The 12,915-nt window shown below is 69.5% G+C and carries 11 protein-coding genes; 6 read left to right on the plus strand and 5 right to left on the minus strand.

Features of this window, described 5'->3' with window-relative positions; genetic code table 11:
* The first annotated feature begins 109 nt into the window (after positions 1-109).
* A complete protein-coding gene (locus ACFOY2_RS35135) occupies positions 110-1,135 on the plus strand; it encodes an LLM class flavin-dependent oxidoreductase (protein WP_379532419.1) in 1,026 nt (341 codons plus the stop codon).
* Between the two features lie 29 nt (positions 1,136-1,164).
* Here the strand turns inward: ACFOY2_RS35135 and ACFOY2_RS35140 are convergent, their stop codons facing one another.
* Positions 1,165-1,677, minus strand: a complete 513-nt coding sequence (locus ACFOY2_RS35140; protein WP_379532420.1) for a flavin reductase family protein — start codon at positions 1,675-1,677, stop codon at positions 1,165-1,167.
* Between the two features lie 258 nt (positions 1,678-1,935).
* Positions 1,936-3,279, minus strand: a complete 1,344-nt coding sequence (locus tag ACFOY2_RS35145; RefSeq protein ID WP_379532421.1) for a lanthionine synthetase LanC family protein — start codon at positions 3,277-3,279, stop codon at positions 1,936-1,938.
* Between the two features lie 389 nt (positions 3,280-3,668).
* Between ACFOY2_RS35145 and ACFOY2_RS35150 the strand changes: the two genes are divergently transcribed.
* Positions 3,669-4,958: a dicarboxylate/amino acid:cation symporter gene (locus ACFOY2_RS35150; protein WP_379532422.1), complete on the plus strand. Its 1,290-nt coding sequence runs from the start codon at positions 3,669-3,671 to the stop codon at positions 4,956-4,958.
* Between the two features lie 206 nt (positions 4,959-5,164).
* On the opposite strand, the gene ACFOY2_RS35155 is transcribed toward ACFOY2_RS35150, so the two are convergent.
* The gene (locus ACFOY2_RS35155) at positions 5,165-5,593 is read right to left on the minus strand and encodes a hypothetical protein (protein ID WP_379532423.1); all 429 of its coding nucleotides are present in this window, start codon (positions 5,591-5,593) and stop codon (positions 5,165-5,167) included.
* Between the two features lie 171 nt (positions 5,594-5,764).
* Between ACFOY2_RS35155 and ACFOY2_RS35160 the strand changes: the two genes are divergently transcribed.
* From ACFOY2_RS35160 to ACFOY2_RS35170, 3 genes are all read left to right on the plus strand, one after another.
* Positions 5,765-6,166 (plus strand): cold-shock protein, encoded by a 402-nt coding sequence (locus ACFOY2_RS35160; RefSeq protein ID WP_379532424.1) that lies wholly within the window; start codon positions 5,765-5,767, stop codon positions 6,164-6,166.
* 69 nt (positions 6,167-6,235) lie between these two features.
* On the plus strand, positions 6,236-7,012 hold the full coding sequence (locus ACFOY2_RS35165) for an Fpg/Nei family DNA glycosylase (protein ID WP_379532425.1): 777 nt from the start codon (positions 6,236-6,238) through the stop codon (positions 7,010-7,012).
* 173 nt (positions 7,013-7,185) lie between these two features.
* Positions 7,186-9,561 carry an ATP-binding protein gene (locus tag ACFOY2_RS35170; RefSeq protein ID WP_379532426.1) on the plus strand — a complete coding sequence of 792 codons (2,376 nt, stop codon included), beginning with the start codon at positions 7,186-7,188 and terminating at the stop codon, positions 9,559-9,561.
* A 155-nt stretch (positions 9,562-9,716) separates the two neighbouring features.
* Here ACFOY2_RS35170 and ACFOY2_RS35175 read toward each other — a convergent pair whose 3' ends face one another.
* Positions 9,717-10,889 (minus strand): FAD-dependent monooxygenase, encoded by a 1,173-nt coding sequence (locus ACFOY2_RS35175; RefSeq protein WP_379532562.1) that lies wholly within the window; start codon positions 10,887-10,889, stop codon positions 9,717-9,719.
* 86 nt (positions 10,890-10,975) lie between these two features.
* Between ACFOY2_RS35175 and ACFOY2_RS35180 the strand changes: the two genes are divergently transcribed.
* Positions 10,976-11,605 (plus strand): TetR/AcrR family transcriptional regulator, encoded by a 630-nt coding sequence (locus ACFOY2_RS35180; protein WP_379532427.1) that lies wholly within the window; start codon positions 10,976-10,978, stop codon positions 11,603-11,605.
* A gap of 70 nt (positions 11,606-11,675) precedes the next feature.
* Here ACFOY2_RS35180 and ACFOY2_RS35185 read toward each other — a convergent pair whose 3' ends face one another.
* Positions 11,676-12,878, minus strand: a complete 1,203-nt coding sequence (locus ACFOY2_RS35185; protein ID WP_379532428.1) for a lipopolysaccharide biosynthesis protein — start codon at positions 12,876-12,878, stop codon at positions 11,676-11,678.
* Between the last annotated feature and the right edge of the window lie 37 nt (positions 12,879-12,915).

Consider the following 12,915-nt stretch of genomic DNA (forward strand, 5'->3'; position numbering starts at 1 on the left):
CCCCCTCGCGGACCAGCGAGATCATGTGCCGCCCGAGCGCCGTCGACCCCTCTATGCAATTATTTCCCCTTATTTCGGGTTGGTGAAGAAGACAAAGGAGGGGACCACCATGCCGCTGTCCTCACAACCGCTGCGAAAGCTGGGCTTCCTGACGATCGGGCTGTTCGACGGGGCCGATCCTCGCCGGGGCCACGAATCGACACTCGAGATCATCGAACTGGGCGAGCGTCTGGGGTTCGACAGCGCGTGGGTGCGGCACCGCCACCTGCAGTACGGCATCTCCTCCCCGGTCGCCGTCCTGGCGGCGGCCTCCCAGCGCACCAGCCGCATCGAACTGGGCACGGCGGTCATCCCCGTGGGCTGGGAGAATCCGCTGCGCCTGGCCGAAGACCTGGCGACCGTGGACATCCTGTCCGGAGGCCGGCTCAACCCGGGCGTCAGCATCGGCCCGCCGATGCACTACGACCAGGTCAAGGAGGCGCTCTACCCTGGCACCGCCGACCTCGAAGACTTCAGCTACGAACGCGTGCGGCGGCTGCTGGGCTTCGTACGTGGCGAGCCTGCCACCGCCTTCAACGGGGTCGAGGGCTTCGAGGTCTTCTCCGACCGGGTCCAGCCTCACTCCCCCGGCCTCGGCGGCCGCATGTGGTACGGCGGCGCCAGCCTGCGCTCGGCTCGGTGGGCGGGCGAGAACGCCATGAACTTCCTGACCAGCAGCGTCGTGAAGGCGGAAGAATCGGAGAACTTCGCCGAGATCCAGCTCTCCCACGTACGGGCGTTCCGCGCGCACCACCCCGACGGCGACCGCGCCCGCATCTCGCAGGGCCTGGTCGTCATCCCCACCGACACAGCCTCTTCCGAGCAGCGGGCCAAGTACAAGCAGTACGCCGGCAAGCGCATGCCCCGGACCACCGCGCCGCAGGGACCGGCGCGGATGAAGTTCGCGCCCGATCTCGTCGGAAGCTCCGCCGAGATCGCCGAGCGGCTCCACGCTCACGCCGCCTTCCAGGAAATCGACGAGGTCGCGTTCGCGCTGCCGTTCACGTTCGACCACGAAGACTACGTGCAGATCCTCACCGACATCGCCACCGAGCTCGGCCCTGAGCTCGGGTGGCGGCCCGCATCGGGGCGTTAGAGGCTAGGACCTCTCGGGTTTCTGAGGGCTCAGGAATCGGGGTGGGCCAGGAAGCGGCCGAAGCGGCCCTGGTGGTAGAGGAGCGGACGGTCCGGGAGGTGCACGTCGGCCTCGACCACCAGGCCGACGACCAGGATGTGGTCGCCGACGGTGGCGCGCTCGTAGGGCAGGCAGATCAGGTGGGCGGAGACGTCGGCCAGGAGCGGGGCGCCCAGCGGCCCCGGCCGCCACCGGGTGGGCGCGGCGAACCGGTCGATGCCTTTGCGGGCGAATCGGGCTGCCAGCTCGGCCTGGTCGCTGGTCAGCACGTTGACCGCGAAGTGATCGGCGGCCCCCAGCCGGGGCCATGTGGTGGAGGAGCGGTCCACGTAGAAGGAGACGAGAGGCGGTTCGAGGCTGACGGAGGCGAAGGAGGTGGCGGTGAGCCCGACGGGGACGCCGGAGTTCTGGGCGGTGATGACCACGACCCCGCTGGCGTGCATGGCCAGCGCCCGCCTGAACGGGTCGGCTGCCACGGCGCGATCGTGAAGCGTGTCGGTCATGAACCCTCCTTCGTCGGGCCCATGTTTCCCTGTTTACTGATGACCTCGACAAGCTCGGTCATGCGGGCGCCCCCGCCATGTCGAGGTGGGCGAATGTCATTGCCGGAACGATCACGAGAGTTCCTCATGGGAGAACGGCATGCTCACGCGCGGCCAGTCCGGGACGCGGAGACGGATGAAGGGCGTGGGCTGACGTCGGCCATTCCGACGTTAAGATGAAAAATCGGATAAGTCAATATTTCCTACCTGTTTTACAGACTATTCTGCGGCGTCACGTAGCCGGCCCGGCGGCACCAGGATGGAGGGGAACGGGTTGTCGGGCAGAAGGATGCCCCGGCGCGCCTCGTGGGGCCGCTGGGCGGCGTCGAGCCGGAGCAGGGCCGCGCCGATGCCGGCCGCGCCGACCATGTAGCCGGTGTCCGCGCTCACCTCACCGGGCCGGAGCCGCCGGTAGGCCTGGTACCAGCGCAGCCCCCGGCCGTCGGGGTCGGCGGCGGCGCCGATGAGGTGCTCGGCGAGCCCGCCGGCGAAGGTGAGGTAGGCGTCCTTGCCCGTCACCGCCCACAGGCCGGTGAACAGTTCCAGCAGTCCGGCGGTGCCGCAGCACTGGCAGGCCGTGTTCCAGAAGCCAGGCGTGCGCCGGCGCGGGGCGCCGCTCTGGAGGACGCCGTTGGCCAGGCGCTCCACCCAGTCCAGGTGGCCCGCGTCGCCCGTCACCCGGTAGAGCTCGTAGAACATGCGCGCCACGCCCGCCGAGCCCGAGCAGAATCCCAGGTAGTGCAGCGACCGTCCCTGCGGCACGTGGTGGGGCACGATGGCGCACCGCCTGGTCACGGTGCTGACTTCGCGGACGAAGCCGGCGCCACGTTCGGCCGCCTCCAAAAAGCGCCGCTCGCCGGTGACGGCGTACAGGCGGGCCAGCAGGAAGGCCGTGCCGGCCGTGCCGGCCAGGAATCCCGGGGTGACCGCGTCCGTGGGCAGGTCCGGGCAGTCGCCGAACCGGTGGCCTGGTACGGCCAGAGCGGCGATGCGCTCCCCTGCCGCCACCGCGATCTCCTCGTACGCGGGCACCCCGAGCGCCGTGGCCGCCCGCAGCAGCCCGAGCACGATGCCGCCGTCGCCGCGCTGGGCCGGATCCGCCGTCCAGCCGGGTCCGCCGTCCAGTGGGCGGGCCGCCCGCACGATCCGGTCGGCCGCGGCCACGGCCGTCTCCTCGAAGCGGCCGTCACCGAGCGCCCACCCCGCCTCGATGAGCGTGACGACGGTGCCGGTCAGGCCGTGATAGAGGGTCAGGTCCGCCTGGTCGGGCCAGGTGGCGGCGAGGTGACACGCCCCTCGGCGGGCGTCGTCCAGATAGGCCTCGTGCCCGGTCGCCGCCGCCAGTTCCAGGAAGAACAGCACGATCCCGGCCGCCCCGGCGTAGAGGGAGGCGGGTTCGGCGACGGCGAGGGCGGATCTGCCCCGGGCGTCGGGATTGGCGATCCAGCGGCGGCCGCGCGGGTCGTCCACGGCGGCCCCGCGGATCCAGCGTCCGGCCAGGATGGCGGCGATCAGGGGCGTCTCGGGGCGCTCGCCGAACGAGCGGGTACTGCCCAATCCCATACTCAAGTATCCAGCATTCTTGGTAGGAAAATAAGTGTTCCTCCGGGAGGAAGAGCACGGCGCGCTCACCTACGACCATGGCCGGAACGGGGATCACGGGCAAGGCAGACGCCGGAAGGCCGCGCCGGGGGTGGGTGCCCGATCGCCGACCGGCTTCAGCACGAGGAGCCACCCTCCAGGGTCGCATCCGGCACATCAGCCCTGATTCCCGATCGGAAAGGTCTTGATCTAAGAAGGGGATCACTCTTAGAGTCGAAATACTGTCCCATTCATCCGACTTAATCACCTCATGGGGTCTGTGCGACCGCACATCGATCTCGTCTGATGACACCCCCGCCCCCCTTTCGCATGCCCTCTGAGGCATGCCGCCCCTCGGAGACTTCCTCATCGTGAAGAGATTCTCTTTCTCCCTGCAGTTGCTGCTGGGCCTGGTCGTGGGGGTCGCCCTCGGCTTCGCCGCCCGCGTCTGGGATCTCACCTGGCTGGCCACCACCCTCACCGAAGTCGGAGCGATCTTCGTCCAACTGCTCAAGCTGGCGGTGCCGCCGCTGGTGTTCACCGCGGTCGTGGTCAGCGTCGCCAACCTGCGCAACGTCAACGGTGCCGCCAGGCTGGCGGGCAAGACGCTGTTCTGGTTCCTGGTCACCGCGCTGATCGCCGTCGTCGTCGGCATCGGCCTCGGCCTGATCATCAATCCCGGCCGGGGCGTCACCCTGAGCACGGCGGGCGCGAAGGCGCCCGAGAACGTCGGATCCTGGGTCGACTTCCTCACCGGCATCATCCCGACGAACATCGTCACGGCGTTCACCGAGCTCAACGTCCTCCAGATCGTCTTCCTGGGGATCGTCCTCGGCGCGGCGGCCCTCGCGATCGGAGCGAAGGCCGAACCGTTCCTCGACTTCAGCCGCTCGATCCTCGAACTGGTGCAGAAGGCGCTGTGGTGGGTCATCCGCCTGGCCCCCATCGGGACCGCCGGCCTGATCGGCAAGTCGGTCGCCACCTACGGATGGGACCTGCTCGCGCCGCTGGCCACCTTCAGCGTCGGCGTCTACGTCGGCTGCTTCATCGTCCTGCTGGCCGTCTATCCGGCGCTGCTGTCGCTGGTCGGCAAGGTCAATCCGATCACGTTCTTCCGCAACGCGTGGCCCGCGATCGAGCTGGCCTTCGTCTCCCGCTCCTCGGTCGGCACGCTGCCGCTGACGCAGAAGGTCACGATCGAGCGTCTGGGAGTCGACCGCGACTACGCCTCCTTCGCCGTGCCGTTCGGTGCGACCACCAAGATGGACGGCTGCGCCTCGATCTACCCGGCGCTGGCGGCGATCTTCGTGGCGCAGGTGTTCGACGTTCCGCTGGGCGTCGGCGAGTACCTGCTCATCGCGTTCGTCTGCGTGGTCGGCTCGGCCGCGACGGCCGGTCTGACCGGCGCGATCGTCATGCTCACGCTGACGCTGAGCACGCTGGGCCTGCCGCTCGAGGGGGTCGGCCTGCTGCTGGCCATCGACCCGATCCTCGACATGATCCGCACCGCGACCAACGTCGCGGGACAGATCGTGGTGCCGGTCCTGGTCGCCCGGGGCGAGGGCCGCATCGACGAGGCGGTGCTCAACGCTCCCCCGCAGCCGCTCGACGAGGCTCCGGCGAGCGCGCCGCGCCCCTCCGGCGAACCGGCGATCGCATAACCTTCCCACCCGGACGAGCGAGGGGCGGCCCACCGCCCCTCGCTCGTCCTCGCCTACACCGTCGGGACGGAGCAACTGGCCGAGATAGCGCTGGCCCACGGGACCAGCACGTTCACGCTGATGACCATGGACCAGGGCCAGATCAGGCGGTTCGGCGAGGAGGTGGCGCCCGCCGTGCGCGAACTCGTGGCAAAGGAGCGGGCCCGCTAAGACCCGGATCCGAGCAGGTCCTTGCCGATCGGCGTGCAGATCACATGAAGCTCGATGGTGATCGTCTTGTTCTTGTTGTTGAGGACGAAAAAGTTCCAGGCGTTGGCGATGGCGTCCGGGTCGTCGCTCGTGCTGCCCGGCGCGCTCACCTCGACGGTCACAGGAGTCCGCAGGTCGTGGTCGCCGTTGTAGGCGTAGCCGCCGCTGATGGCCCGCTGCCCCTTCGGGCACACCACGTTCGTGCCGAGGTAGCCGTGGGCGAACGTTCTGTTCTCCTTCACGACGGTGATCTTCTGGGTCGCCGCGGTGCCGATCCCCAAGAACGGGCCTGCCACCACCACCCCGCTCCAGACGAGCGCCCCGCCTGCCAACGCGCCCATGGCGACGGACCTGGCCGGGCTCCCGAACGGCGAAAGGTTAAGCATGATCACACCCTCTATCTCGGTTGGCGTCCAAGTTAGGCGAACACGATTGACGATCACTTGCAGCCGCGTGCGCGGGGCGGCCAAGGCAATAAAGTGAACAAAGCACAATGGGATGAGCGTTTGTGTTGAGAAGCTCATGGGTTGGGGGTTGTTGTGGCGCGGTCTGGAAGGATGCTGCGGTTCGACGAGGTTCGCGGCTTCGGGTTCATCGTTCCTGATCAAGGAGGTCAGGACGTGTTCGTGCACGCGAACGATCTACTCGACGACAAGGCCGCCTTCACGGCGGGCGCGCGCGTCGAGTTCGAGGTCCTCGAAGGTGATCGGGGCCTCAAGGCGTACGACGTGCGCCTCCTGCGGGCGGAAAGCCCCGCCGCGCCGGCGGAGCCTTACCAAGCGCCCGCGCAGGCTCACGACGACGACGGGATGTGCGACGTCCTCGCGCCGGAGGAATACCGTCAGGAGCTAATCGAGATGCTCCTCAACGGCCTGCCGGAGCTCACGGGGGCGCAGATCGTCCGCCTCTCGGAAAAGCTGCTGGTCATCGCGCGCAAGCACGGCTGGGTCGAAGAGTGACCCGCTGAGCTTTCACCGACGACGGCGGCCATCTGCTTGGGGCGGGGCTGGGTGGGCAGGGCATCGCTCATGCCGGAACTTCCCGACGTGGAGGGGTTCCGCCGGGTGTTGTCGCAGCACACCGGCGCCCCGATCAGGGCTGTGCGCGTGCGCGACCCCGGAGTTCTTCGCGGCGTCGGCGCGCGGCAACTGGCCGGTGCGCTGCGGGGGCACCGGTTCGAACGGCCCAGGCGGCACGGCAAGTGGCTGATCGCGCCCGCCGGCGGGCCGGTGCTGATGCTGCATTTCGGCATGACCGGCTCCCTGTCCTGGCACTCCCCGCACGAGCCGTTGCACCGGCACGACCGTGTCGTCTGGCAGTTCGACGACGGCGAGTTGCGCTTCCGCGACATGCGCAAGCTCCAGGGCATCCGCCTTGCCCGCGACGAGACCCAGGCCGAACGGGTGATCGGCGACCTCGGCCCGGACGCGCGCGAGGTGTCTCGCGAGCGCTTCGAGGAGTTGTTGTCGGGCCGCAGGGGACGGCTCAAGTCGGTGCTGACCGACCAGACGTTCATCGCCGGCCTGGGCAACCTGCTCGCCGACGAGATCTGCTGGCATGCCCGTGTCAATCCCCTGCGTGCCGTGGGGGATCTGGACGAAACCGAACATGCCACGTTGTACGGGGCGATGCGCAAGGTCCTGCGCGCGGCGGTCAAAGCCGGATGCGTTCCCCCGCGTGACACCTGGCTCACCGGCGTCCGCGACGAGCCCTGCGGCCCCTGCCCGCGCTGCCACCAGCCCCTGTCCAGTCGTCGTGTCGCCGGCCGTACGACCGTCTGGTGCCCCGGCTGCCAGCCTTCCTGACGGAGCCGCCGCCTTTTCACCGCGAATAACCGATCTGCCGCTCTAAACATCCTCAGAGCGAATGATTACTTACAAATAACCAGAATATTGGGCAAATCGGGTAGGGCTATGCGGCCGAACTGAGCAGAGTTGCAAGCATGGCGCGAACGAGACAGAAGGAACGGCCTGTGGGGATGACCGATGGAGACGGCATCGCCGCGCTGGCCGTCGCTCGTGAGCGCTTCTTCGCCGGCGAAGACGTCGAGAGCGGCGTACCCAAACAGGTGCTGGCATCCTGGCAGCGATGCCGGAACCTGAGCGTCCCGTTCGAGTGCGCGCCCACCTACCACCAAGATCTCGACCTGGACAGCATGCTCGTCCGCGCCGCCGCGCCCGTGCTCGACCAGCTCGAATCCGAGCTGTCCGGCCTCAAGATCGGTGTGGAGCTGGGTGATGAGCAGGCGAGGATCCTGCAACGCCGAGCCGGGGACGCGGCAGCGGACAGATGTCTGGACAACCTGCTGTCGCTGCCCGGTTTCGGGTTCCCCGAGCACCTCGCCGGCACCAACGGCCTGGGCACGGCGCTGGCCGAACGGCGTCCCGTCCTCATCCGGGGCGCGGAGCATTACCTGGAGTCCATGCGGATGTTCGCGTGCGCGGGCGCGCCCATCCGCGACCCGATCAGCGGCCGCATCCAAGGAGTGCTGGATCTGACGTGCCTGGAACGCAACGCCGACCCGGCGATGCTCACCCTCGCCATGGACGCGGCCACGCGCATCGAACAACGCCTGCTTGAGCAGACCTGCGACCGGGAACGGGCGCTGCTTCGCACCTTCCTCGACGCCCAGCGCCGGGCGACCGGGGCGCGCGCGGGCCCGCTCCCCCCGCACCTCGGGGGCCCGATCGGAGCGGATGGCCGGATCGCCCCTCCGCTGTCCGCGTCCGACCGGCGCCGTCTGCTGGACAAGGCCGCGGAACTGATCTCCGCCAACCACGTGGGCGTGGCGATGGCGCTGCTGTCGCAGGGCCGCGCCGCCACGCTGCTCAGCCGTCCGGTCGAGGGCCCGGCCGGAACCTGCGGCATCGTGGTCGAAGCCGCCCTGGCCGACGGCACCCCCTGGCTGGTCGCGTCCACGGCCGACGAGGCACCAGCCGTTCCTGTGGCCAGATCCGCCGCGACGGCACGGCCACGCATCAGCGCCGGCACCCGAAAATCCTCCGACCAGGACGCGGCCGGCCCCGCCCCCGTGACCGGCGGGTGGCTGCTCGCCGTGAGCGAGCCTGGCATCGGACGGCTCGCCCTGCGGGCCCGTGAACGGCTCGGCCTGCTGTGCGAGGCCGGTGCCCGCATCGGCACCACCCTGGACGTGACCAGGACCGCCGAAGAACTCACCCAGGTCGCCGTCCCGCGCTTCGCCGAGTACGTGGCCGTCGACCTGGCCGATTGCGTGCTACGCGGGGACGAGCCCGCCACCCTCACGGCCGGGCTGCGCCGGATCGCGCTGGCCACCGTTCATGAGGGGGCCAACCTGTATCCGGTCGGCGCGCTCATCCGCTCCATCCCGTACACGCCGCAGGCGCGCAGCCTGGCCGCCGGCCAACCGGTGCTCGAACCGGCGCTGGAGACCACCTTCGGGTGGATGGCACAGGACCCGGAACGCGGCCGGCGAATCTGCGCGCACGGCATCCACTCGCTCGTCGCGGTGCCGATGCGGGCCCGCGGCATCACGTTGGGGGTGGTGAGCTTCTACCGCTCACAATGCATGAACGTGTTCGAGGAGGATGACGTACTGCTGGCCGAGGAACTGGTCGGCCGCGCGGCCGTGTGCGTCGACAACGCCCGCCGCTACACCCGCGAGCATGCGATATCGCTGCAGCTGGAGCACGCCACCACATCGTTGAGCCATTCGCTCGACCGCCAGCGCCGTTTCACCACCGATGCCTCCCACGAGTTGCGAACGCCACTGGCCGGGCTCCGGGCACAACTGGAGGAAGCACGACTGCATCCCGGCGAAACCGACCTGGCCGAACTGACCGAACACGCGCTGGGCGACGTGGACCGGCTCCACGCCATCATCACCGACCTGCTCCTGCTCGCCGGCATCCAAGCGGCCCCCGCCTCTGCCATGGAGCGCATCGACCTGGCCGAACTCGCCGCCATGGAGACCTCCTGCCGTGTCGGCGACCGCCACCCGACGCGACTGGATCACCATCCTGGCGTACTGGTCGACACCGTCCCGTCACAGATCTGCCGGGTGCTGCACAATCTGCTCGACAACGCGCAACGCCACGCCGTCCACCAGGTCGTGGTGAGCGTGCGGCACGCGGACGGAACGGCGGAGCTCACCGTGACCGACGACGGCCCGGGAGTCCCCGAAGCCGAGCGCGAACACATCTTCCAGCGTTTCACCCGCCTGGACACCGCCCGTAGCCGTGACCACGGCGGCACCGGGCTCGGGCTGGCCATCGCCCGCGACATCGTGCACGCCCACCACGGCACCCTCCACGTCGAAGACGCATCGCCTCGTGGAGCTCGTTTCGTCCTTCGCCTCCCGCACGCCGGTCCCTGACGATCGCCCGCGATTGCGGGCGGGGGCGGTGTGCGATCTGTCTACCGGTGGATGATGCCCGGGTGAGATTTCAGGCAGAGGGCAGCCGGCGTCCCCGGATGGTCGAACCCTGCCGCCAACGACAAGGTCAAATTCGGCGGGCCGCGGTGACGCGTTCAGCCGGCCGAGGGCGGGTGCCAGTTGTGGATGGGTGCGATGCCGCGGGCGAACCATCGTTCGGGGAGTCGTTCGGCGGCCCAGAGCAGTCTGTCCCGGGCCCACACCGCCGCCGGTGCTTTCAGGTGGACGAGCCGGCCGGTGAGGGCGGAACGGCGGACCATCGCGTGGGTTCGCGGGCGGCGGGCGGCGGTGTAGGCGCGAAGTGCGCGCCTCAGGTCGGCTGCCTCACCGGTCGCCGCCAGGTGATGGGCGAGGGTGATCGCGTCCTCGATCGCCTGGCAGCCGCCTTGGCCGAGGTCGGGGGTCATCGCGTGTGCGGCATCCCCCAGCAGCACGACTCGGCCCCGATGGTAGGCGGGCAACCGGCCGGGAAGGTGCCAGATGTCGTTGCGCAGGATCTCGTCAGGGCGGACCGAGCCGATCACCTCCGCGATCGGGTCGTGCCACCTGGCGAACCGGCGGTGCAGTTCGGCTCGCTCGTCGAGCGCACGTTCGCCTTGCGGGGCGACGGCGGTGGCGTAGCAGTACACCCGGCCCCGGGTCATCGGCATGATCGCGAACCGGGTGCCCGTCCCGAACGTCTCCGCCGGGGTGAATCCGTCGCGGGGGGCGCGGGTGAGGAATCGCCAGCAGGTGTAGCCGGCGTAGCGGGGGCCCGAGTGATGCGGTGCGACGAGTGGCCGCAGCCGGGACCAGATGCCGTCGGCGGCGACCACCACCGTAGCCTGCTCTTCGCCGCTCTCGCCGTCCTCGCCGGAGATCCGCACAGTCGCGGCGTTCGTGTTCTGCTCGACCTCCGCCACGGTGGCGCCGAGGACCAGGCATTCGGGCGGAAGCCGGTCGGTGAGGCGCTTGACGAGGTCGGCACGGGCCAGCAGCAGAATCGTGTCACCGATCCCGTCCGCGACCGCGTCGATGTCGGTTCTGGCGAGCCAGGTGCCGTCGGGGCGCCGGATGCCGCCTTGGCCGCCGATGGCGGCGAGGTCGCTGAGATCGATCTCGAGCGTGCGCAGGGCGCGCAGCGCGTTGGGCGCCAGCGCGATCGCCGCTCCCACCTCTTCCAGGGCGGGAGCCCGTTCATAGACACGGACCCGCCAGCCGCGTTGGTGCAGGGCGACCGCCGCCGTCAACCCGCCGATGCCGCCGCCCACTATCGCCGCAGTCTTCATCACGACAGTTACTCTACATCCATAGAGTTAACGTCGGTGGCGCGCCCCCGGCGCCATGGAAGGGTCGGCTCCGGGAGACTGACGGGATGCGAAACGAAAAGCAGGAACAGGGAAGGAGAGAGCACGCACCCCGCGACCGGGCGGCGCGCGAGGCGAGGATCTGCGCCGCCGCGCTCGACGTCGTCGCGGCACATGGCCTGCGTGGGCTCACTCATCGCGCGGTCGACGAACGCGCCGGGCTGCCGGCCGGATCCACGTCCTACTACTTCAGGACCCGGATCGCCCTGCTGATGGCGCTGGTGGACCATGTCGCCGCCGCCGACCTCGGCGAGCCTCCGCAGACGCCGGCGCGTCTGTCGCCCGACGCCCTCTCCCGCCTGATCGCCGAGCGGCTGTACGGACTGCTCACTGACGGGCGCACCCGGCTGCTCGCGCGTTACGAGTTGTCGCTGGAGGCCGTCCGCCGCCCGGAGTTGCGGGAACGACTCGAAGCGTCCGGGGCGATCTTCCGGAACCTGCTGGCCGAACTGCTCCGCAGCGCCGGTTCACCCGATCCGGAACGGCACGCTCGGCAACTGGTGGCCTGGTGCGACGGGATGTTGTACGACACGCTCGCCGGAGCCGGCACCCGGCATCCGGCCACCCGTGCCGATCTCGCAGCCGGCGTCCACGACCTCCTGCGTGCGGTCCTTCCCCAAGCCGGCGCCGGGAACTGAACAGAGGCCGGCATGGTCAGGTGCAGAAGGCGGCCCAGGCGGCGCGGCCCGGGAAACGAACATCGGTTGATCAACCAAGCTTCAGCGCCCGCCTCAGGTCCGGCAAGATGAGCAGGACGACGATGCTCTGACTGGCCAGGGTCGCGTACCCGACTGCGGCGATTCCGGCGATCGGAAAGAGTGCCGCGGTGACGCCGAGGATCGACAGGGCCAGCCCGAGCTGGACGATGGCGAGTTTGCGCGCCTGGTTCTGGCTGCGGAGTGTGGCGAGGTAGATTTCGACCACCAAGCCTGGCAGGACGGCCAGAGCCATGAGCCGTAGCAGCGGCACCGCGATGGCCGCTCCGTGACCGAAAACCCACGAGATCAGCGGGGCGGCGGCGACGGTGATCACGACGATGGGGCCGACGAGCACGAGGGCCCGGCGAAGCGCGTGCCGGACCACGGTCGCGCGGGCGTGCGCCTCCGCGGGCGCTTCCACGGTCACCGAGACGCCGACGTTGGCGGCGAGAAGTCCCACGATGCAGCCGAGCGTGTGCACGAGGGAGAAGTATCCGAACGTGACAGGGTCGTCCAGCCAGGCTGCCACCATCACGGGCGTCAGGTAGAGGGTCAGCAGGAGGGAAAGGGCGCCGGGCAGGTCACCGGCCATGAAGCGGGCCACTTGTGCCAGGTTGAGCGGAAGCGTGGTGCGCGTGGCGTGGCGTCGGACGACCTTGGCGATGAGCCGGCCGGCGGGCAGGAGCACCACCGCTGCCGGCACGATCCAGGACAGGTAGACGCCGCCGAGAACGCCGCTCGATGGCGGAGCGAAGGCGAGGGCGGCCAAGGCCGCCATTTTGCCCAGGCCGTAAACCACGCTGATGACTGGCACCCATACGGCTTTGCGCAGGCCCGCGAGGGTCACATCGAGCAGGGTGAAGATGGTCCACGTCAATACGGAGCCGAGGAAGAACAGCCCCGGTCCCACGCCGGTCAGGTGGCCGTACGCGTCGCCCCAGACGGGGAGCAGGATCAGGAATCCGGCGGCGCCCAGCAGGCCGAGGCCGCTCGCGGCGGCGTACCCGTAGAGGATGAGCGCGCCGGTGCGGCGACCGGCCACGGGAATGAAGCGGGCCATCGTCCCCACGAAAGCGAGCCCCGCGAGCGAGGAGAACAGCCGCATGGCGCTGATCAGCGTCTGCCCGTCGCCGAACTCGGCCGGCGGATACAGGTGAGTGGCCAGGAACCAGTAGCCCAGCCCCAGGACGGCGGTGATACCGGTGTTGGCCATGAGCGCGTACGCCTGAATGAATCGGCGATCGCCAAGT

Origin of the sequence: Nonomuraea purpurea, assembly GCF_042650645.1 — a bacterium.
Taxonomy (GTDB): domain Bacteria; phylum Actinomycetota; class Actinomycetes; order Streptosporangiales; family Streptosporangiaceae; genus Nonomuraea; species Nonomuraea purpurea.

Excerpts from the sequence above, each read along its gene's own strand:
- ACFOY2_RS35185 (WP_379532428.1), bottom strand. The coding sequence starts at position 12,878 with ATGGCCAACACCGGTATCACCGCCGTCCTGGGGCTGGGCTACTGGTTC.
- ACFOY2_RS35155 (WP_379532423.1), bottom strand. The coding sequence starts at position 5,593 with ATGCTTAACCTTTCGCCGTTCGGGAGCCCGGCCAGGTCCGTCGCCATG.
- ACFOY2_RS35145 (WP_379532421.1), bottom strand. The coding sequence starts at position 3,279 with ATGGGATTGGGCAGTACCCGCTCGTTCGGCGAGCGCCCCGAGACGCCC.
- ACFOY2_RS35170 (WP_379532426.1), top strand. The coding sequence starts at position 7,186 with ATGACCGATGGAGACGGCATCGCCGCGCTGGCCGTCGCTCGTGAGCGC.
- ACFOY2_RS35175 (WP_379532562.1), bottom strand. The coding sequence starts at position 10,889 with ATGAAGACTGCGGCGATAGTGGGCGGCGGCATCGGCGGGTTGACGGCG.
- ACFOY2_RS35180 (WP_379532427.1), top strand. The coding sequence starts at position 10,976 with ATGCGAAACGAAAAGCAGGAACAGGGAAGGAGAGAGCACGCACCCCGC.
- ACFOY2_RS35140 (WP_379532420.1), bottom strand. The coding sequence starts at position 1,677 with ATGACCGACACGCTTCACGATCGCGCCGTGGCAGCCGACCCGTTCAGG.
- ACFOY2_RS35135 (WP_379532419.1), top strand. The coding sequence starts at position 110 with ATGCCGCTGTCCTCACAACCGCTGCGAAAGCTGGGCTTCCTGACGATC.
- ACFOY2_RS35165 (WP_379532425.1), top strand. The coding sequence starts at position 6,236 with ATGCCGGAACTTCCCGACGTGGAGGGGTTCCGCCGGGTGTTGTCGCAG.
- ACFOY2_RS35160 (WP_379532424.1), top strand. The coding sequence starts at position 5,765 with ATGCTGCGGTTCGACGAGGTTCGCGGCTTCGGGTTCATCGTTCCTGAT.